Below are 20,297 nucleotides of genomic sequence, written 5' to 3'. Positions count from 1 at the left end.
TCCCCTTATCACGGGAAAAGCTACAGCAGATTCGGCACCTGCACCGGCTCGATCTGCGCCCAATGCGAGGTGTCTTCGCGATGCTGCTGCAAGTAGGGCAACACCGCCCCCAGCAACGGTTCCTTGAACGCTTCTTGAAACCGGTGGGCCAGGCCCGGTATCAGCTTCAGGCGGCTGCCACGGATGTGCGCCGCCAGGTGCACACCGTGCATCACCGGCAACAACGGGTCGGCGGTGCCGTGAACCACCAGGGTCGGCACGCGCAGTTGATTGAGCAGCGCCACCCGGCTCGGCTCGGCCATGATCGCCATGATCTGGCGTTGCACGCCTTCGGGGTTGAAGGCCCGGTCATAGGCCTGGGCGGCCTGATGCAACAGTGCTTGACGATCATCCACCACCATCGGACTGCCCAGGGCGGCCAGCAGATCGGCCTGTTGTTCCAGGGCAACTTCACGATTCGGTGCACTGCGCCGGGACAACAGCTGCACCAGGGTTTCGCTGGGTGCCGGCAGGCCTTCGGCACCCGAGCTGGTCATGATCAGGGTCAGGCTCTCAACCCGCTGCGGCGCCATGGCCGCCATATGCTGGGCGATCATCCCGCCCATGCTCACCCCCAGCACGTGAAAGCTTTGCACTTGCAACGCGTCCATCAACCCCAAGCCGTCGTCGGCCATGTCGGTCAAGGTGTAGGGCGCGGCCACGGGCAGGCCCAGCTTGTAGCGCAAGGCTTCAAAGGCCAGGTTGGCGCTGCCGGGCGCCTGACGCCAGGCGGACAAGCCCACGTCGCGGTTGTCGTAGCGAATCACCCGAAAGCCCTGCTCGCACAGGGCCGCCACCACCTCGTCCGGCCAATGTATCAACTGCCCGCCCAAGCCCATCACCAGCAACAACGCCGGGTCGGAGGCACGGCCGATGCTCTGGTACGCCAGGCTGACCTGATCCAGATCGACCCGTTGGGTCGCAACGTTGACATCACATCGAGAAGCCGCAATCGACGGCAGGCCGAACAACAACGCGGCCAGAAAGATAAATACACGCATGAAGAAACACCAAAACGCAGAACCCCAGTAGAGCGCGAGTCTGATGAAGTTTGTTCAAGCGCGCTGCCACAGTTGCGTGACAGTTTGATGAAGATTGCCAAGTGGTCGCTCCACCCGGTCAAATGAAGCAAAGCAGAGCACTCCCCCTGACCTGTAAGAGTATTCGGGCTTCAGGCCAACTGACTGCGCAACTGCCGCGCCGCCGCCACCATGTTCACCAGCGCCGCCTCTGTCTCCGGCCACGCCCGGGTCTTCAGGCCGCAATCGGGGTTGACCCACAGCCGGTCCGCCGCAATCCGCTTCACCGCCTTGCTCATCAACGCCACCATCTCGGCCGTGTCCGGCACCCGTGGCGAGTGGATGTCGTAGACACCCGGGCCGATATCGTTGGGATACTCGAACGCTTCGAAAGCCTCCAGCAACTCCATGTCCGAACGCGAGGTTTCAATAGTGATGACATCGGCGTCCATGTCGGCGATGGCCTTGATCACATCATTGAATTCGCTGTAGCACATGTGGGTGTGGATCTGGGTTTCGTCGCTTACACCCGATGCGCTCAAGCGGAAGGCCTCCACGGCCCAGTCCAGGTACGCCTGCCATTGCCCGCGTCGCAGGGGCAGGCCTTCGCGGAATGCAGCTTCGTCGATCTGCACGATTTTGATCCCGGCCTTTTCCAGGTCCTGCACTTCGTCACGCAGGGCCAGGGCCAGTTGTTGCGCCTGGACCTGACGCGAGACGTCCTCGCGAGGGAACGACCACATCAGCATGGTCACGGGGCCGGTGAGCATGCCCTTCATCACCTTGTCGGTCAGGCTTTGGGCGTAGCGGATCCAGTCGACGGTCATCGCTTTCGGCCGGCTGATGTCGCCGTAGATGATTGCCGGCTTCACACAACGCGAACCGTAGCTCTGGACCCAGCCGAAACGGGTGAAGGCGTAGCCGTCCAGTTGCTCGGCGAAATATTCCACCATGTCGTTGCGTTCGGCTTCGCCATGTACCAGCACATCCAGGCCCAGGCGTTCCTGGATCTGCACGGCATGGCGGATCTCAGTGTGCATGGCGTCCTGATAATCGTTGGCCGACAGCTTGTCTTGCTTGTAGGCCTGGCGCGCCAGGCGAATCGCCGGAGTCTGCGGGAATGAACCAATGGTGGTGGTGGGAAAGGCCGGCAGTTTCAGACGGGCGCGCTGCTGCTCCATGCGCTGGGCAAACGGCGAGCGCCGCTGGCTGTCCTGTGGTCGTATCGCGGCGAGGCGGGCCTGAACCTCGGCTTTGTGAATGCGTGTCGAGCCGGCACGACGAGCATGCACGTCACGGCTGTCGGCCAAGGCGTGTTGCACACCGGGTGCCTGGGGATCGTTGAGCGCATCGCGCAGTACCGCCACTTCACCGCATTTCTGCACGGCAAAGGCCAGCCAGCTCTTGAGTTCAGGGTCCAGTCGGTCTTCACGCTCCAGGTCCACGGGGCTGTGCAACAGTGAGCAAGAAGTGCTGACCCAGAGGTTGTCGCCAAAACGCTCCTGGGCCGGCTGCAATTGCGCCAGGGCCTGTTCCAGTTCACAGCGCCAGACGTTGCGGCCATTGACCAACCCCACCGACAGGATTTTGTAGGTCGGCAGTCGATCGAGCACCTGACCCAGTTGTTCCGGCGCCCGTACCGCGTCGATGTGCAAACCGTCCACCGGCAGGCTCACCGCCAGGCCGAGGTTGTCTTCCAGACCACTGAAATAGGTCGCCACCAGCTTTTTCAACGGCGAATACTGAAGGATGTGATAAGCCCGCTCGAACGCGCTTTTCCAGGCCAGGGGCAGGTCGAGGGTGAGGATCGGCTCGTCGATCTGCACCCATTCCACGCCCTGGGCCTTGAGGCGATTGAGGATTTCACCGTAGACCGGCAACAGACGTTCAAGCAGGTCGAGCTTGTCGAAGTCCTCGCCCTTGGCCTTGCCCAGCCACAGATACGTCAAAGGGCCGATGATCACCGGTTTGACCTGATGTCCCAGGGCATGGGCCTCGTCCACTTCTTCGAACAGTTGCTCCCAACTCAGGGCGAAGCGCTGGTCGGCGGAAAACTCCGGGACCAGATAGTGGTAGTTGGTGTCGAACCACTTGGTCAGTTCCTGAGCGTATTGGGCTTGCCCGTGATCAGCTCCGCAGCAGGCAGCGGTGGCGCCTCGGGCCATGGCGAACAGGGTGTCGAGGGTCGGCTTGGCCTGGGCGTCGAGGGTGTTGTGGAATCGCGACGGGACGGCACCCAGGGTCAAAGTGTGGCTGAGCACCTGGTCGTACCAGGCGAAATCACCGACCGGCAGCAGGTCGATGCCGGCCTCTTTCTGCAGTTGCCAGTGCCGGGCCCGCAATTCACGGCCCACCGCTTGCAGCGCGGCCGGTGCCAGGTCGCCCTTCCAGTAGGCTTCGAGGGCTTTTTTCAGTTCGCGGTCGGCGCCGATGCGGGGAAAACCTAAGGTGTGGGCCAGGGCCATGGTGTGTGTCCTCCTGTAAAAGATGGCGCCATTGTCGACAGCCAGCCCCACATGAGACAAACTCAACCTTTTCGTGTTGATCACGAGTTTTACTCATGGAGCCCACGGTGCTTGAAATCCGCCACCTCAAGACTCTGCATGCCCTGCGCGAAGCCGATAGCCTGGTCGAAGCCGCCGAACGCCTGCACCTGACCCAGTCCGCCCTTTCCCACCAGTTCAAGGAACTGGAAGAACGCTTGGGCATGCAGTTATTCGTGCGCAAGACCAAACCGGTGCGTTTCACCAGTGCCGGCCTGCGCCTGCTGCAACTGGCCGACGCCACCCTGCCGTTGCTGCGCAGCGCCGAGCGGGACATCGGTCGGTTGGCCGGAGGCACCGCCGGGCGCTTGCACATGGCCATCGAGTGCCACAGTTGCTTTCAGTGGCTGATGCCCACCATCGACCAGTTCCGCGACGCCTGGCCGGAAGTCGAGCTGGACCTGGCCTCGGGCTTCGCCTTCGCCCCACTGCCGGCCCTGGCCCGGGGCGACCTGGACCTGGTGGTGACCTCCGACCCGCTGGAACTGGCGGGCATCACCTACGTGCCGCTGTTCACCTACGAAGCGATGCTCGCCGTAGCCAACCAGCACCGACTGGCGAACAAACCCTACATCGTGCCCGAAGACCTGGTCAGCGAAACCCTGATCACCTACCCGGTGGAGCGCGATCGCCTGGACATCTTCACCCGTTTCCTGGAACCGGCCGACATCGAACCGGCCCAGGTGCGCACGTCTGAACTGACGGTGATGATGATGCAACTGGTGGCCAGCGGTCGTGGCGTCTGCGGCATGCCCCATTGGGCACTGCATGAATACAGCTCGCGGGGCTACGTGAAGGCCAAGCGGCTGGGAGAGAAAGGTTTGTTCGCCACGCTGTATGCCGCCGTGCGCACCGACATGCTCGATGCGCCCTACATGCGCGACTTTCTGCTGACGGCCAAGGACACTTCGTTTTCGACGTTGGATGGGGTGAGTGCCGTTCGGTAATACCGAGTCGCGCCCATCGCGAGCAGGCTCGCTCCCACAGGGATTTGTTGGGTGGCATCGATAGTGTTTACGGCACAAATCCCCTGTGGGAGCGAGCCTGCTCGCGATGGCGGTATGTCAGCCAACAGTGATGGTGGATGTGCAGCCGCTATCGCAAGTTCAGCTCGCCCCACAGGGGGGTTGGTTGGCACGCCATAGAAGCCGCCCCCGGACAGAGGATGGCGGTAGGTTTAGAGCTCTAGCCACATATGGATCTTGTCGAGGTAGTCCTCGTCCACCCGTATCGCCATCGGCTCCAGGCCGTACAGCACGAAACCGCAGCGCTGGTAGAGCCTGACGGCAGGATCGTTGCCGGCGGTGACGGTCAGTTGCACCAGCCGTAAAAACGAATGGCGTCGGGCTTCTTCGAGTGTCGCCTGCACCAGTTGGTAGCCGAGGCCAGCGTGGCGATGAGAGTCAGCGACGTACATGCCGAACAACGTGGCCTTGTGCCGGGCTTTTTCCCGCGGCTCCAGGGACAGCCCGACAATGCCCACCAGTTCATGCTCGACAAACGCCCCCAACAACACATCCAGCCGACTGCTCAGACGTGATTCCCACCACCTCATGGGCATCGCCGCTCGCTCGCTGACGCTGGAGGTGAAAGCTTGGGGATGAAGCGCGTAGGCCTGGAGCATCAGGTCGCGATACGCCTGGGCATCACCCGCTGCAAGCCGTCGAATGCTCACGCCGAACGCCGTTGTTCAAGCATCAGGCGCAACGCCAGCGCGCCGAGCACAAACCCCATGAAGTAGCGCTGCGCCGCCAACCAGGTGGGGTTATGGACGAACCAGGAGGCAATGCCGGCGGCGAACAAGGCAATCAGCAGGTTGACGCTGAAACTGACGCTGATCTGGGTCAGCCCGAGGATGATGCTCTGGGTGAACAACGAGCCGTGTTCCGGACTGATGAACTGCGGGAACACCGACAGGTAAAACACTGCAATCTTTGGATTCAGGGCACTGGTGAGGAACCCCATGGTGATCAGCTTGCGCGTCGAGTCCGCCGGCAGTTGCTGGGCCTGGAACGGCGAACGTGCGCCGGGCTTGACTGCCTGCCAGGCCAGCCACAACAGGTACAGCGCGCCGGCCCATTTCAACACCTCATAGGCCATGGGCACCGCCAGGAACACCGCCGTCAGCCCCGCCGCCGCGGCAAACATGTGCACGAAGAAGCCCGCCACCACCCCCAGCAGGGAGGTGACGCCGGCCTTGCGGCCCTGGCAGATCGAACGGGAAATCAGGTAGATCATGTTCGGGCCGGGCGTGAGCACCATCAGCAACGCGGCGGCGGCGAAAATCAGCAGGTCCGGCAATGGAATCATGGGCGTCAGTCCTTGAGTCTGGGGTCAGCACGTCTCGAGAAGGCTGGCTCGATAAAACGGCAGGATCACCTCGCCTGTCAACGGCGCCAGCAGCAGATCGCTGTCACTGGCCGGGTCGATCCAGCGCACTTCTTCAATCTCGGCGGCGGGAGAAACCGGCGCATCGATGCTCAGTAAAAAAACGTCAGCCTGCACGACAAAACCCGGCTCGTTGGCGGCCGGGGCACTGAACGCCCCCAGGTAACGGGCCTGTGCCGGATCAATCGTCAGCCCAAGCTCTTCGTCCAGCTCACGGGCCAGGGCCTGGACCGGTTGCTCATGGGCCTCGATCTTGCCGCCCGGCTGCATGAAGGCCTGGGTGCCGCGCTTGCGCACCAGTAAGGTCCGGCCGTCCGGTCCGATCAACAGAGCGGCGGCGATGCGGATGATGGGAGTGGTCATGATGAAATGCCCTGGGCAGAAAAATGCTCGCAAGGGTACAGAGCGCAGCGATGGGAGCAAAGCCCGGCGCCACCTTCAGACGCCACACAAAACCACTGTGGGAGCAGTTTTTGTGGGAGCCAAGCTCGCTCCCACAGGATGACTGTACTCTCAGTCAGATCTGCATCACCCCAACATCGGCTTCGGCACCGAAGGGTCTGCCTCTTCGGGGATTTTGACGAACACGCTGTAGCGCGCCCCTTCCATCGCTTCGAAAGCAATGAGCTTTTCCACCAGAGGCGCGCTCAGCACCTTGCCGGCGTTGAGCAACAGCATGCCGTTGTCGGCGTTGAGGTTGCGCGCCAGGATCATGCCGGCCGTCAGGTCGCGGGTTGTCATGACCTGCACCGTCGGATCCGACAAGGTCACGTCGTCCAGGTATTCACCACACGCCTTGATGAAGTCCTCCACCATGCCCGGGTCGTACAGTTTGCCGGCGTATTTGCGGATGTAGACCAGCGCCTCGTCGCTGTTCATCTGCCGCTCCAGGATCAACCCGCGCTGCAGTTCGATGAAGTCCACCGCCAGTTTCAACAGTCGCGAACCGAACGGAATGGCCTCGCCTCGCAGATGGTCGGGAAAACCGCTGCCGTCCCAACGTTCCTGGTGATGGAGGATGATGCGCGCGGCGTCTTTCATCGGGTCCAGGGTCATCAGCAGCGACTCGCTCTGCTTCGGATAGGCCCGGTAGAGATCAAGCTCGGTGTGGTGCAGCATGTCGGCGGGCGTGACCATCATGTTGTCGGTCCAGCTCAGTTTGCCGATGTTGTAGAGCGCCGCGGCCATGGTCAGGTCGCGGTCGGTGGACTCGTCCAGAAAGTGCAGCCTGCTGTAGACCCGGATCAGCTCGATGATCTGCCGGTTGGTCTGCTTGGCCTTGGGCAGGCGCAGGTTGGCGATCAGCGAAAACACTTCGGTGCCGGTCACATAGCTGCGCTTGAGCTCGTCATAGGCCAGGTCGAGCATGTCGGCGGTCTGCTGCAGCTCGGCGGTGCGCGACGCCACGCGTTTTTCCAGGGTGGTGTTGAGTATCCGCAGCTGTTCGTTCTGTTCACGGTTCAGCGCTTCGAGGCGCTGGCGCTCGCTTTCGGAGTGCTGGTGCGCCAGGGCCTGACGCAGGGCCTGCACCAGTTCCTCGTCGTTCCAGGGTTTGCTGAGGTAGCGATACAACTGCCCCTCGTTGATGGCCTTGGTCATCATGTCCACATCGGCATAACCGGTGAGCAGGATGCGCAAGGTCGATGGATAAAGCTTGCGAATCTGCGCCAACAAAGTGGCGCCGTCCATGTTGGGCATGCGGGCATCGGTCATGACCAGATCGACCGGCCGCTCCTTGAGGATTTCCAGGGCTTTGGCGCCACTGTCAGCCAGCAGGATTTCGTACGGCTGGCTGCGCAATAACCGACGCAGGCTATTGAGAATCGACTCTTCATCATCGACCAACAGTACCGTCGGCTTCCTGACCGGTACATCCTGCGATTGATCTTCCATTGGACCCCCCTCCTGTTAACGACACCTGTTCTACGCTACCCCCGAATTAGAGGCTAGTAGATTGCGTGAATTTAGACACGATTTTGCCTTGACCGGCCGAGCGCATCTCAATGAGACAGCTATGCTGTAGACCATGAAGGGCCAAGTACAGGCCAGAATACTCATGCCAACGGAAGGGATATCAGATGTATCCACGGTTCAACAGTCAGCATCGCGACGGTGCACGGCCATGAGCCTGCCGACGGAAAGGGCCAACCGGCGGATCCTGATCGTCGATGACACTCCGACGATCCACGAGGATTTTCGTAAGATCCTCAGCCCCCATGCTACCCCCGAGGACAGCCTGAGCAGCGCTGAAGCAGCCCTGTTCGGCGCGCCTGTGGCGGTTGCCAGCCAGAGTTTCGTGCTCGATTCGGCCTTCCAGGGCATGGAAGCCCTGAACAAGGTCGAATCTGCCTTGGCCGAGGGCAAACCCTACGCCATGGCGTTCATCGACATGCGTATGCCCCCTGGCTGGGACGGCCTTGAAACCATCGAACGGCTATGGCGCGTCGACCCCAAGCTGCAAGTGGCGCTGTGCACCGCCTATTCGGATTATTCCTGGGAAGACATCGCCGAGCGCCTCGAACTGGGCGACCGCCTGCTCATCCTGAAAAAACCCTTCGATGCCATCGAGATCCGCCAGATGGCCAGTACCCTGACCGTCAAATGGCAGATGACCGAAGACGCGGCGCTGAAAATGGACATGCTCGAACGCGCGGTGCAGGAGCGCACGCGGGAGCTGGCCGACGCCAACATCATCGTGCAGAACAGCCCGACCATCCTGTACCGCCTGCGTGGCGAGCCGCCGTTCGCGCTGATGTACATTTCCCACAACATCACCAAGTTCGGCCACGCGGCGGCGCAACTGGTCAACTCGCCGGACTGGGCGCAAACCCTGATCCATCCCGACGACCAAAGCAAGATCGACGACGCCATGGTCCGCGTCTTGAACCGCGACACAGCGGGGGCGTCCATCGAGTTCCGCATGCGCACGGGCGACGGCGCGTTCCGCTGGGTGGAAAACCGCTACATTCCGGTGCGCAACGAACAGGGCCTGCTGCTGGAAGTGGAAGGCATCATTCTTGACATCACCGAACGCAAGCTGGCCGAGGAGAAAATCGCCCTGCTGGCCCGCACCGACGGCCTGACCGGGCTGGCCAACCGCGCCACCATGATCGAGCGCCTGCATCAAGCCTTTGCCGCGGCTCGCCGGGGGGCGGCACCGTTTGCGATGTTTTACCTGGACCTGGACCATTTCAAGCGGATCAACGACACCCTGGGTCACCCGATCGGCGACCTGCTGCTGCAGGAGGTCGCCGCACGCATCAAGGGCTGTACCCGGGAAAACGACGTGGTAGCGCGCCTGGGTGGCGACGAGTTCGCCATCCTGCAACTGGATGTCCACGAAGCGACCCATTGCGCCGCACTGGCCGCCAAGATCCGGGATGCCCTGGTGGCGCCCTATTCCCTGGACGGCAACGAAGTGCGGATCTCCGTGAGCATCGGCATCAGCCTGTATTCCTCCCAGAGCCAAAGCGCCGACAGCCTGATGGCACAGTCCGACATGGCCTTGTACCGGTCCAAGGAAAAGGGCCGCAACCAGTACCATTTCCATAGCGAGGAGATTAATCAGGAAGTCACCGACCGCGTCGCCCTGGCCAATGACCTGCGCCAGGCCATCGAAAACAACGAGCTGCATTTGCACTACCTGCCGGAGGTCGACCTGGGCACCGGCAAAATCCTGGGCATGGGCGTGCAAGTGCGCTGGAACCACCCTGAGCGCGGCTGGCTGGAGCCGGCATCGTTCATGCCGGCCGCCGAGAAGACCGGGATCATCGTTGGCCTGGGGCATTGGGTGCTGGACCAGGCCTGTCAACAGATGCGCCAGTGGCGTGACCAGGGCATGGCGCCCCCGGTGATCGCCATCGACCTGTCCCTGACGCAACTCAAGACCGGTCCCGAGCTGATCTATGACGTGCTACGTACCACCGCCCGCTGGGAACTGGCCCCTTGGGACCTGCGCTTTGATGTCACCGAAGCCACCCTGGCGCAAACCAAGTGGACCCACAACGACGTGCTGCCACGTCTGTGCGAACTGGGCGTACAAATTGCCATCGATGATTTCGGCACCGAGTACTCCTCGTTCGATTACCTCAAGACCTACCGGGTCAACCATCTCAAGCTCGCCCAACGGTTTCTCGACAGCGCCAACGCCGACCCCGAGAACGCAATGACGCTGCGAGCGATCATCAATTTCGCCCGGGATGTGGGCATCGGGATCATTGCCGAGGGCGTCGAAACACAGGAGCAACGCACCACGCTGATGTCCAGCGGCGGGTCGATGCAGGCCCAGGGGCATTACTTCAGCACTGCCGTAGACAGTGGGCAAGCCAGCGAACTGCTCAAGGCCGGCACCATCGTTCCCGTGACGGACCATTGGACCCGGCCTGCCAGCCAGTTATCGGAGAGCAACCCATGAACCCCATGTCGGTGCCGGCGAACAGGCGAATCCTGGTGGTGGACGACACGCCGGCGATCCACCAGGACTTCCGCAAGATCCTCAGCCCGGGCGCCGGTAGCGACGACTCGCTGGACGACACTGAAAGCCTGCTGTTTGGCACACCCCAGGTCAGCCGTCTGCAATTTCAGATCGATTCGGCCTATCAGGGCGAAGAGGCGTTGGAACTGGTCAAGCGCGCCCAGGCCGAAGGCCAGCCCTATGCGCTGGTGTTCGCCGACATGCGCATGCCGCCGGGCTGGGACGGCCTGCAAACCATCGAGCGTTTGTGGGAGGCCGACCCACGGCTGCAAATCGCGCTGTGCACGGCGTTTTCGGATTATTCCTGGGAAACCATGTCCGAACGCATCGAGTTCGACGATCAGTTGCTGATCCTGAAGAAACCCTTCGACACCCTGGAAATCCGCCAGATGGCCAGTGCCATGACCTGGAAATGGCAACTGGCCCAGGATGCGGCGAGAAAAATGCGCAGTCTGGAGCGCACCATCGAGGAACGGGTCCAGGAGTTGCTGAAAGTCTCCCACTTGCTGCAATACGACGTACTCACCGAGTTACCCAACAGCATGTTGCTCGGTGATCGCCTGACCCAGGCCATGGCCCAGTGCCGTCGCCACGACCGGCAACTGGCGGTGATGTTCATCGGCATGGACCGTTTCAAGCGTATCAATAACGCACTGGGGCACCCGGTGGGCGACGAAATGCTCAAGCGGGTGGCCCGGGCGCTGGCAACGGTGGTGCGTGAATCCGACTCGGTGTTTCGCTACGGCTCCGATGAGTTCGTGGTGATACTGGGAGACATCACCGACTCGCAACAGACCAAAGGCGTGGCCGACAAACTGCTGACGGCCATCAGCACGCCCCACCCCATCGACGGACACGACCTGACCGTTACCGCAAGCCTGGGCATCAGCATGTATCCGGCCGACGGTTTCGATGCCGTGGCGTTGATCAAAAAAGCCGAAACGGCGATGCGCAACGTCAAGGAAACCGGCCCCAACGACTACCGTTTTTTCACTGAAGACATGAACCGTCGGGCGCGACAGCAGCAAACCATCGAATCGGGCCTGCGCCTGGCCTTGCAACGCAAGGAGTTCGTGCTGCACTACCAGCCCAAGATCGATTTGAGGAGTGGCAAAGTGGTCGGCGCCGAAGCGCTGGTGCGCTGGAACCGGCCTGACATCGGCTTGATCTATCCATCGGACTTCATCCCCGTGGCCGAAGACAGCGGCCTGATCGTCCCGCTGAGCCAATGGGTGCTCCAGGAAGCCTGCCAGCAGGCCTGTCGCTGGCAAGCCGATGGCATGCGCCCGCTCTACCTGTCGGTGAACGTCTCCACCATCGATTTTCGCCAGCGCGGTTTCGTCGAAGGCATCGCCCGGACCCTCAAGGAAACCGGTCTCGACCCGACACAGTTAGAACTGGAGATCACCGAAAGCGTGCTGATGCAGAACGTCGACACCACCGTCGCCATCCTCAAGGCCGTCAAACGCCTGGGAATACGGCTGGCCATCGACGATTTCGGCACCGGCTACTCGAGCCTGAGCTACCTGCAGAAATTTCCGGTGGATGTGTTGAAGATCGATCAGTCGTTCGTCGGCGACCTGAGCATCGACAGTAATGACGCAAAGCTGGTGAGCACCATCATCAGCCTGGGCAAGAGCCTGAACCTGCACATCATTGCCGAAGGCGTGGAAACCCTTGAGCAACTGGAGTTCCTCAAGGCTCACCAGTGCGAGGAAGCCCAGGGGTACTACTTCAGCAAGGCCGTGGAGCCACAGGCCTTTGCCCTGTGGATGAGCGAGTGGGAACAACGCCACAACCCGTTTGCGTGAACACACCTGAGTTCCATCAACCAAAAGTTTCAAGGAAAGCATCCCATGGCGTCACATGGACTGATTCTGGCCCTCGGCCTGCTGGTGGGATTGAGCGTGACCGTTCACGCCGAGCCGTTGGATGAACCGCTCAAACCGCTGCCCCCCATTCCGACCCTGGACCCCAAGCGCGTCCAGTTGGGCCTGCGGCTTTTCAACGACCCGCGGCTGTCGGTCAACAACACCCTGTCCTGTGCCAGTTGCCATCGCCTGGACAAGGGTGGCGCCGACGACAAACAGTTTTCCCTGGGCTTCGACGGTAAACCAGTGGAGTTCAATACACCCACGGTGTTCAACGCCAGCCTGAACTTCCATCAGTTCTGGGACGGCCGCGTCGACACTCTGGAAGAACAGGTGCACATCGTCGTGACCAGCCCTGCGGAAATGGGCAGTACCTGGGAAACGGTGCTCAAGCGCATCGGCCAGGACCCGGACTACGCCCGGGATTTTAACGATGCCTACCCCGACGGCGTGACCCAGGCCAACATCCAGGGTGCCCTGGCCGACTATGAACGCACCCTGCTGACCCCAAATTCACGTTTCGACCAGTACCTGCTGGGCAACACCGACATCCTCACACCCCGGGAAAAGTTCGGTTACCAGCGCTTCAAGGAATACGGCTGCATCGCCTGCCACCAGGGCGTGAACATCGGCGGCAACATGTTCCAGAAATTCGGCGTGATGGGCGACTACATCCAGGACCGGGGCAACCCTACCCGGGCCGACGAGGGCCGCTTCAACGTCACTGGCGACGAGGCTGACCGCCAGGTTTTCAAGGTGCCGAGTCTGCGTAACGTCGCCATCACCGCCCCGTACTTTCACGCCGGGTCAGCGCCTACCCTGGAGAACGCGGTGGAAGTGATGTTCAAGTACCAGTTGGGCCGTGAACCCTTGAAGAACGACACGGAACTGATCGTCGAATTCCTCAAGACCCTCACCGGCGAACGGGAGGGCAAGCCGCTATGACCGCCCTGCGTCGCCTCGGTCTGGCATTCGTCGGCCTCTTGCTGGTGTCGATCCTGCTGTTCATGTACATCCAGTCGAGTGCACAGCAGGCCGCCTCGTACATTGAATCTCGGGACCTGATCCGCCTGCTCAAACAGCAGGACGCCATCTGGGACAACGAAGTCCTTAAATCCCGGATGGCTTTGAGCCAAAACTATGACCCCCTAGTTTCGCCCCTCAATGAGATGGCACGTCTGTGGCAGCGCCTCAACGCCATCGAATCGGAACCGGCTCGCCACGCACCGTCAAGCTGGGAACAGGAGCGCGACGAATACCTCAAGGCGGTGAAGGAGAAAACCCGCCTGGTGGAAAGATTCAAATCCCACAATGCGGTACTGCGCAATTCCCTCGCCTTCCTGCCCACCGCCGAAGATGACATCCAGGCCCAGTTCGCCCAGCTTTCGGACGCCGACAAACTGCAGCTGCAAAACGTTGCCATCGATACCTACGACCTGTTGCTCAGTTCCATGGAGTTCGCCCATCTGGCCACCCGTGAGCAAGCCGCCGAAGTGCTGCTAGGCCTGAATCGGCTGGACGTCAACAAGGAGCGTCTGCCGGAAGGCCTGCAAAAATCCGTCGATATCCTGAGCAGGCACATCGCGCTGATCTTGCGCGAACAACCCAGGGTCAATGACCTCTTGCAGGGAATCGAAGCCGTTCCCGTGGCCGGCCGACTGGACACCATCACCAGCCTACTGGACAAAGACCAGGAGAAAGCTGCCGCCAGGCATCAGCGCAACCATATTCTTCTGCTGGTTTTCGCCACGTTCCTGGTGTTGATCCTGATCTGGCTGGCCATCCGGCTGATGCGCAGCTTCGCCGAAACCAAACGCGCCAACAACGCCCTGCAAACCGCCAACGACGAGCTGGAGCTAAGGGTCGAAGAGCGCACCCGCCAACTCAAGGACACCCAGAGCGAACTGATGGACACCGCCCGTCAGGCCGGCATGGCGGAAATCGCCACCAACGTGCTGCACAACGTTGGCAACGTGCTCAACAGTGTGAACATCTCCGCCGACCTGATCAGCCGTAAACTGCGCAGCAGCAAGGCCCTGGGACTGGGCAAGGCGATGCAACTGATCAATGAACACCCCCACGACCTGGGGCACTTCCTTACCGAAGACGAAAAAGGCAAGCTGTTGCCCGGCTATCTGAACCAGTTGGTGGAGGCCATCGCGGTCGAACAGCAAGGCCTTACCGACGAGTTGGCCCAGTTGAGCAAGAGCGTGGATCACATCAAGGATATTGTCTCCACCCAGCAATCCTATGCCGGCGCCAACAGCCTGGTGGAGCCTTTGGTGGTCAGCGAACTGCTCGAAGACGCCCTGCGCATGAACTCCGGCGCCCTGACCCGACACCACGTGACGGTGCTCAAGGAATACGGCGACGTGCCGCGGATCCTGGGCGACAAACACCGCTTGCTGCTGATTCTGATCAACCTGATCAGCAACGCCAAATACGCCATGGCGGGGGTTTCCAACCACGCACGGAACATGACCCTCAAGGCCACGGTGATCAATGACGATACCCTGCAGATCAGTGTCAAGGATGAAGGCGAAGGCATCCCGGCGGAAAACATGACGCGTATCTTCGCCCATGGTTTTACCACCCGTAAGGAAGGCCACGGGTTCGGTTTGCACAGTTGCGCGCTCGCGGCCATTGAGATGAACGGCCACCTCACCGCTCACAGTGAGGGACCAGGCACAGGAGCAACGTTCGTGTTGCAACTGCCCTTGAAACTCGCAGAAGGTGAGCATGAATAATCTGAGCAACCGCCGCATCCTGTTGATCGACGATACACCGGCCATCCATGACGATTTCCGCAAAATCCTCACGCCGGAGGATCAGGTCAATGTCGATCTACTGGACATGGAAAACGCCTTGTTCGGCGACGCACCGAAACCGGCCGGCACCGTATTCGAACTCGACTCGGCCTACGGCGGCCAGGAAGGTCTGAACAAACTGCTGCAAGCGCTGGCAACGGAGCACCCTTATGCATTGGCCTTTGTCGACATGCGCATGCCCGAGGGCTGGGATGGCGCCAAAACCATCGAGGAACTCTGGAAGCACGACCCACTGTTGCAAGTGGTGGTCTGCACCGCCTACTCGGACTATTCCTGGGACGAACTGCTGGACCGCCTCAATGGCCATGACCGGTTGCTGATTCTGAAGAAACCCTTCGACAACATCGAAGTCCAGCAAATGGCCAACACCCTGACCACCAAGTGGGAAATGACTTCCCGCGCGCAATTGCAGATGAGCAAACTCGAGGAGCTGGTGGAGCAGCGGACCCAGGCGTTCAAACAGGCCAGTTCTTTGCTGCAGATGGAAATCGACGAACGCAAGATGCTGGAAAGCCAGTTGGTCCAGTCGGAAAAACTCGCCTCGCTGGGCCAGTTGGCCGCCGGGGTCGCTCACGAAATCAACAACCCGATCGGTTTCATTTCTTCCAATCTGGGGGCCCTGGATGGCTACTTTGGCAAACTCCAGGAGATGCTCCAGGCCTATGACAGTGCCGAGCAAGCCATTTCTTCGCCGGAACTGGTAGTGAATCTGAGAAAGCTGCGCGAGCAGGTGGAGCTGGACTTCCTCGTCGAGGACATTCCACTGCTGATCAAAGAGTCCAAGGACGGCATCAGTCGGGTCGGGCAGATCGTCAAGGACCTCAAGGACTTCTCCCGCGTCGACTCCAACCAGGAATGGCAGATGGCCAACTTGCAACAAGGCCTGGATTCGACGCTGAACATCGTCGCCAATGAAATCAAGTACAAGGCCGACGTGATCAAGCAATACAGCCCGTTGCCGGAAGTCGAATGCCTGCCGTCGCAGATCAACCAGGTGATCATGAACCTCATCGTCAACGCCGCCCAGGCCATCGGCCCCGAGCGTGGCACCATCACCTTGCGCAACGGCATTGAAGAAGACACCGTGTGGATCGAAGTCGCCGACAACGGCTCGGGCATGCCGCCTGAGACACTGCAAAAAATCTTCGACCCGTTCTTCACCACCAAACCTGTCGGCCAGGGCACGGGACTGGGACTTTCACTGTCCTACGGCATCGTGAAAAAACACAACGGCGAGATCACAGTGCGCAGCGAGGTCGGGGTGGGAACTACCTTCCGCGTGGAGTTGCCGGTGCGGCAGATGAAACAGGCGAGCTGAGATCGCGCTGTGTGGGAGCAAGGCTTGCCCGCGATGGAGGCGATCGGTCTTCAGAAACCGAGGCGCCTGTTTAGCGAGCAGGGGTTGCCCCCACCCCAGCGAGCATAAATCCCCTCGCCACAGTTGCCCGCCCTTTCGCTGCCAGCGCAGAATGCCTGCACCGCCCCACCCCATCGCTCACCCGAAGGAAACCGCATGAGCCTGTCTTTACTGAGCCGTTACGCCTTCTTTGCCGGCTGCGTAGTTTTCACCCTCGCCAGCCTACCGTTTCTGCAACACGACTGGCTCTGGCCGATCACGCTGGTGACAGGTCTGTTAAGTCTGCTGGGACTGTTCGACCTGCTGCAGAACCGCCATGCCGTGCGTCGCAACTACCCGATCCTGGGTAATATCCGCTATCTGGTCGAAGGCATCCGCCCGGAAATTCGTCAGTACCTGCTCGAATCCGACAGCGACGCCCTGCCCTTCTCGCGCGCACAGCGTTCCCTGGTGTACTCCCGGGCCAAGAACGAAAGCGCCGACAAACCGTTCGGCACCCTGATCGATGTTTATCAGACCGGTTTCGAATTCATCGGCCATTCCATGCGCCCGGCTCCGTTAAGCGACCCCAGCGGTTTTCGCGTGACGGTCGGCGGACCGCAATGCACCCAACCGTATTCAGCGTCGGTGTTCAACATCTCCGCCATGAGCTTCGGTTCCCTGAGCGCCAACGCCATTCGGGCGTTGAACCAGGGCGCCAAGCTCGGCAATTTCGCCCACGACACGGGCGAAGGCAGCATCAGCCCTTATCACCGCGAACACGGCGGCGACCTGACCTGGGAACTGGGCAGCGGCTATTTCGGCTGTCGCACCCGTGAAGGTCGCTTCGACCCGGAGCGCTTCGCCGCCCAAGCGCAAAACCCGCAGGTGCGGATGATTGAAATCAAGATGAGCCAGGGCGCCAAGCCCGGCCATGGCGGAATTCTGCCCAAGCACAAGGTCACCCGGGAAATCGCCGAAACCCGTGGCATCCTCATGGGCGAGGACTGCGTTTCACCGTCACGCCACAGTGCTTTCTCCACACCGATCGAACTGATGCAGTTCGTCCAGCAATTGCGCGAACTGTCCGGTGGCAAACCAGTGGGTTTCAAGTTCTGCCTGGGCCACCCCTGGGAGTTCATGGGCATCGCCAAGGCCATGCTGGAAACCGGCATCCTGCCCGACTTCATCGTGGTGGACGGCAAGGAAGGTGGCACGGGTGCAGCGCCAGTGGAATTCACCGACCACATTGGCGTGCCGTTGCGCGAGGGCCTGCTGTTTGTCCACAACACCTTGGTGGGCCTGAACCTGCGGGACAAAATCAAGCTCGGCGCCAGCGGCAAGATCGTCAGCGCCTTCGACATCGCCAGCGTCCTGGCCATCGGTGCCGACTGGGCCAACGCCGCGCGGGGCTTCATGTTCGCCATCGGCTGCATCCAGTCCCAAAGCTGTCATACCAACAAATGCCCTACCGGCGTCGCCACCCAGGACACCCTGCGCCAGCGCGCCCTGGTTGTGCCGGACAAGGCCCAGCGGGTCTACAACTTCCACCGCAACACCCTCAAGGCCCTGGCCGAAATGCTCGCCGCCGCCGGCCTCGACCATCCTTCACAACTGCAACCCAAACATCTGGTCCGCCGCATGTCCGCCACTGAAATCAAGCTGTTTTCCCAGTTGCATGTGTTCTTGAAACCGGGGGAATTGCTGACGGGTGAGGTCAATGGGGAGTTTTATTCGCGGATGTGGCAGATGGCGCGGGCGGACAGTTTTGAGCCGCAGGAAGTCGCCGCCGCTTGACGGCAGTGCCATCAGGCATGAGACAGGATCCTCCACGGTACGAGGGGTATCCCCTTGAGAAAAAGCCCCGATCATTCGACCGGGGCTTTTCGTTTTATTGCCGGCAATTTATGAAGCGGTATCCATCGACCCCTGCACATCACCCGTGGGCTGCAACTTGAAGGTATAAAACAACACCGTCAGCAGCACCAGGAACGCCGGGCCCACGTAGAGGGCCACACGGGTGTCGGGGAAGTAGGCCATCAGGCCCACCACCAGCACCAGGAACGCCAGCGCCAAATACGAACTGACCGGGTACAACCACATGCGGTATTTCAGGGCCGCACGTTCCGAAGCGCTCAGGCTTTTACGGAATTTGAGCTGGGCCAGCAGGATCATCACCCAGGTCCAGATCGCACCGAAGGTGGCGATGGAGGTCACCCAGACAAAGACTTTTTCCGGCACCAGGTAGTTGAGCAGCACGCCCAGCAGCAGCGCGGCGATGGACAGCAGCAACGCGCGGCGCGGCACGCCGTTGGCCGAGGTGGTGGCGAAACCAGCCGGGGCCTGGCCGTTCTGCGCCAGGCTGTAGAGCATGCGCCCGGTGCTGAAGATACCGCCGTTGCAGGACGACAGCGCCGCAGTGATCACCACGAAGTTGATGATGCCGGCGGCGGTCTTGATACCCAGGCGCTCGAAGGTCATCACGAACGGGCTGCCCTGGGTGCCGATTTCGTTCCAGGGGTAGATCGACAGGATCACAAACAGAGCGCCGACGTAGAACAGCAGGATCCGCCAGAACACCGAACCGATGGCGTTAGGGATGGTTTTCTGCGGGTTCTTCGCCTCACCGGCGGTCAGGCCGATCATTTCCACACCCAGGTAGGCGAACATCACCATTTGCAGGGACATCAACACACCCTGCACGCCGTTGGGCATGAAACCGCCGTGCGTCCAGAGGTTGGAAATACCCAGGGCCACGCCGTCGTTGCCGAACCCGAAAGCGATGATGCCCACGCCGCCGATGACCATGGCGATGATGGTGACGATCTTGATCAAGGCGAACCAGAACTCGAATTCGCCGAAGGCCTTGACCGCGATCAGATTGATCGAGCCCATGCTGATCAGTGCCGCCAGGGCCCAGATCCAGCGGGGCACGTCGGGGAACCAGATGCCCATGTACACCGCCACCGCGGTGATTTCCGCCACGCAGGTAACCAGCCACAGGAACCAGTAGTTCCAGCCGGTCAGGAAGCCCGCCAGCGGCCCGAGGTAGTCCTGGGCATAACGACTGAACGAGCCGGCCACCGGGTTGTGCACGGCCATCTCGCCGAGCGCACGCATGATCACCAGGATCGCCAGGCCACCAATGATGTAGGACAGCATGATTGCCGGACCGGCCATTTCGATGGCCTTAGCCGAGCCGAGGAACAGCCCGACACCGATGCAAGCGCCGAGCGCCATCAGGCGGATATGCCGCTCGCCGAGTTCACGTTTGAGCGGACCACCCTGAGCGGTCTCGCCATGGGGCAGATGATTGCCGACAGGCATAGGGATACAACCTCGTTTTGTTATTGGATTGACCACCGAGTCTCCAAAGCCGCAAGCCGATAGGCCTGCCACCTTGCCGAAACCGGGTCTGTTTTGTGGACAGACCGTCCTGTAGAACAAAAGCCGCAGGATCAGCGGGTCGTGCAGTATAAAAAGCCAGAGGCAGAGAGTTTCACTGTAAAACCAGGGAAAATCAGGGATAAACCTCATCCCTATACCCATCTATGGAGACGTATTGCCTGGGATTACAGTCAATTCGTAAAACGGCGCCGAGTATTGCACAGCGATGGTGCAGCGTCATGCCCGGGGACATGCCGATGGCTCTAGCGCAGGGTTCTTGGGCTGAACAGCCCCTGTGGCGAGGGGATTTATCCCCGCTGGGCTGCGCAGCAGCCCTTCTGAGAAGCTTCCTCAATCTCTCAGACAATGCTCACGACCTTTGCGCCTGCTGCGCAGTCGAGCGGGGATAAAT

General features: G+C 60.9%; 14 protein-coding genes. 7 read left to right on the top strand and 7 right to left on the bottom strand.

Annotated elements, in window-relative coordinates; translation table 11 throughout:
• Nucleotides 1-20: 20 nt before the first annotated feature.
• Both HQ912_RS06750 and metE read right to left on the bottom strand, forming a co-directional pair.
• Nucleotides 21-1,040 (bottom strand): alpha/beta fold hydrolase, encoded by a 1,020-nt coding sequence (locus HQ912_RS06750; protein ID WP_173406598.1) that lies wholly within the window; start codon nt 1,038-1,040, stop codon nt 21-23.
• 170 nt (nt 1,041-1,210) lie between these two features.
• Complete coding sequence (metE, locus tag HQ912_RS06745; RefSeq protein ID WP_173406597.1) at nt 1,211-3,523, bottom strand: 5-methyltetrahydropteroyltriglutamate--homocysteine S-methyltransferase; 2,313 nt, start codon at nt 3,521-3,523, stop codon at nt 1,211-1,213.
• A gap of 107 nt (nt 3,524-3,630) precedes the next feature.
• On the opposite strand from metE, the gene metR reads away from it, so the two are divergent.
• Nucleotides 3,631-4,548, top strand: a complete 918-nt coding sequence (gene metR, locus HQ912_RS06740; protein WP_047230407.1) for a transcriptional regulator MetR — start codon at nt 3,631-3,633, stop codon at nt 4,546-4,548.
• Nucleotides 4,549-4,778: 230 nt separating this feature from the next.
• On the opposite strand, the gene HQ912_RS06735 is transcribed toward metR, so the two are convergent.
• The 4 genes from HQ912_RS06735 to HQ912_RS06720 all read right to left on the bottom strand — a co-directional run bounded on the left by HQ912_RS06735 (nt 4,779) and on the right by HQ912_RS06720 (nt 7,882).
• Nucleotides 4,779-5,276, bottom strand: a complete 498-nt coding sequence (locus tag HQ912_RS06735; RefSeq protein ID WP_160893302.1) for a GNAT family N-acetyltransferase — start codon at nt 5,274-5,276, stop codon at nt 4,779-4,781.
• Nucleotides 5,273-5,911, bottom strand: coding sequence for a LysE family translocator (locus HQ912_RS06730; protein WP_047230397.1), 639 nt, complete (start codon nt 5,909-5,911; stop codon nt 5,273-5,275). The genes HQ912_RS06735 and HQ912_RS06730 overlap by 4 nt, the downstream gene beginning before the upstream one ends.
• A 24-nt stretch (nt 5,912-5,935) precedes the next feature.
• Nucleotides 5,936-6,352: an NUDIX hydrolase gene (locus HQ912_RS06725; protein ID WP_047230398.1), complete on the bottom strand. Its 417-nt coding sequence runs from the start codon at nt 6,350-6,352 to the stop codon at nt 5,936-5,938.
• Between the two features lie 165 nt (nt 6,353-6,517).
• Nucleotides 6,518-7,882, bottom strand: coding sequence for an HD domain-containing phosphohydrolase (locus HQ912_RS06720; protein ID WP_047230399.1), 1,365 nt, complete (start codon nt 7,880-7,882; stop codon nt 6,518-6,520).
• Nucleotides 7,883-8,111: 229 nt separating this feature from the next.
• Here HQ912_RS06720 and HQ912_RS06715 point away from each other — a divergent pair, with 229 nt between their 5' ends.
• From HQ912_RS06715 to HQ912_RS06690, 6 genes are all read left to right on the top strand, one after another.
• Nucleotides 8,112-10,403 (top strand): EAL domain-containing protein, encoded by a 2,292-nt coding sequence (locus tag HQ912_RS06715; protein WP_173406596.1) that lies wholly within the window; start codon nt 8,112-8,114, stop codon nt 10,401-10,403.
• The gene (locus HQ912_RS06710) at nt 10,400-12,274 is read left to right on the top strand and encodes a putative bifunctional diguanylate cyclase/phosphodiesterase (RefSeq protein ID WP_076383649.1); all 1,875 of its coding nucleotides are present in this window, start codon (nt 10,400-10,402) and stop codon (nt 12,272-12,274) included. The genes HQ912_RS06715 and HQ912_RS06710 overlap by 4 nt, the downstream gene beginning before the upstream one ends.
• A 45-nt stretch (nt 12,275-12,319) precedes the next feature.
• Nucleotides 12,320-13,279, top strand: coding sequence for a cytochrome-c peroxidase (locus HQ912_RS06705; protein WP_076383648.1), 960 nt, complete (start codon nt 12,320-12,322; stop codon nt 13,277-13,279).
• Nucleotides 13,276-15,081 (top strand): DAHL domain-containing protein, encoded by a 1,806-nt coding sequence (locus HQ912_RS06700; RefSeq protein WP_076383647.1) that lies wholly within the window; start codon nt 13,276-13,278, stop codon nt 15,079-15,081. Before HQ912_RS06705 ends, HQ912_RS06700 begins: the two co-directional genes overlap by 4 nt.
• Nucleotides 15,074-16,480: an ATP-binding protein gene (locus tag HQ912_RS06695; protein WP_107321936.1), complete on the top strand. Its 1,407-nt coding sequence runs from the start codon at nt 15,074-15,076 to the stop codon at nt 16,478-16,480. The genes HQ912_RS06700 and HQ912_RS06695 overlap by 8 nt, the downstream gene beginning before the upstream one ends.
• A gap of 195 nt (nt 16,481-16,675) precedes the next feature.
• Nucleotides 16,676-18,295 carry an FMN-binding glutamate synthase family protein gene (locus HQ912_RS06690; RefSeq protein ID WP_160893312.1) on the top strand — a complete coding sequence of 540 codons (1,620 nt, stop codon included), beginning with the start codon at nt 16,676-16,678 and terminating at the stop codon, nt 18,293-18,295.
• Between the two features lie 108 nt (nt 18,296-18,403).
• Here HQ912_RS06690 and HQ912_RS06685 read toward each other — a convergent pair whose 3' ends face one another.
• Nucleotides 18,404-19,825 carry an amino acid permease gene (locus HQ912_RS06685; RefSeq protein WP_047230406.1) on the bottom strand — a complete coding sequence of 474 codons (1,422 nt, stop codon included), beginning with the start codon at nt 19,823-19,825 and terminating at the stop codon, nt 18,404-18,406.
• Nucleotides 19,826-20,297 lie beyond the last annotated feature (472 nt).

It is taken from the genome of Pseudomonas sp. MPDS, from assembly GCF_013283895.1.
Lineage (GTDB): Bacteria > Pseudomonadota > Gammaproteobacteria > Pseudomonadales > Pseudomonadaceae > Aquipseudomonas > Aquipseudomonas rhizophila.
This window is presented reverse-complemented; position numbering and strand designations above follow the sequence as displayed.

What these genes read in the sequence shown, in the direction of transcription:
- HQ912_RS06750 (WP_173406598.1), bottom strand. Translation starts at nt 1,040, where the DNA reads ATGCGTGTATTTATCTTTCTGGCCGCGTTGTTGTTCGGCCTGCCGTCG.
- metE (WP_173406597.1), bottom strand. Translation starts at nt 3,523, where the DNA reads ATGGCCCTGGCCCACACCTTAGGTTTTCCCCGCATCGGCGCCGACCGC.
- HQ912_RS06730 (WP_047230397.1), bottom strand. Translation starts at nt 5,911, where the DNA reads ATGATTCCATTGCCGGACCTGCTGATTTTCGCCGCCGCCGCGTTGCTG.
- HQ912_RS06725 (WP_047230398.1), bottom strand. Translation starts at nt 6,352, where the DNA reads ATGACCACTCCCATCATCCGCATCGCCGCCGCTCTGTTGATCGGACCG.
- HQ912_RS06720 (WP_047230399.1), bottom strand. Translation starts at nt 7,882, where the DNA reads ATGGAAGATCAATCGCAGGATGTACCGGTCAGGAAGCCGACGGTACTG.
- HQ912_RS06715 (WP_173406596.1), top strand. Translation starts at nt 8,112, where the DNA reads ATGAGCCTGCCGACGGAAAGGGCCAACCGGCGGATCCTGATCGTCGAT.
- HQ912_RS06710 (WP_076383649.1), top strand. Translation starts at nt 10,400, where the DNA reads ATGAACCCCATGTCGGTGCCGGCGAACAGGCGAATCCTGGTGGTGGAC.
- HQ912_RS06705 (WP_076383648.1), top strand. Translation starts at nt 12,320, where the DNA reads ATGGCGTCACATGGACTGATTCTGGCCCTCGGCCTGCTGGTGGGATTG.
- HQ912_RS06700 (WP_076383647.1), top strand. Translation starts at nt 13,276, where the DNA reads ATGACCGCCCTGCGTCGCCTCGGTCTGGCATTCGTCGGCCTCTTGCTG.
- HQ912_RS06695 (WP_107321936.1), top strand. Translation starts at nt 15,074, where the DNA reads ATGAATAATCTGAGCAACCGCCGCATCCTGTTGATCGACGATACACCG.
- HQ912_RS06690 (WP_160893312.1), top strand. Translation starts at nt 16,676, where the DNA reads ATGAGCCTGTCTTTACTGAGCCGTTACGCCTTCTTTGCCGGCTGCGTA.
- HQ912_RS06685 (WP_047230406.1), bottom strand. Translation starts at nt 19,825, where the DNA reads ATGCCTGTCGGCAATCATCTGCCCCATGGCGAGACCGCTCAGGGTGGT.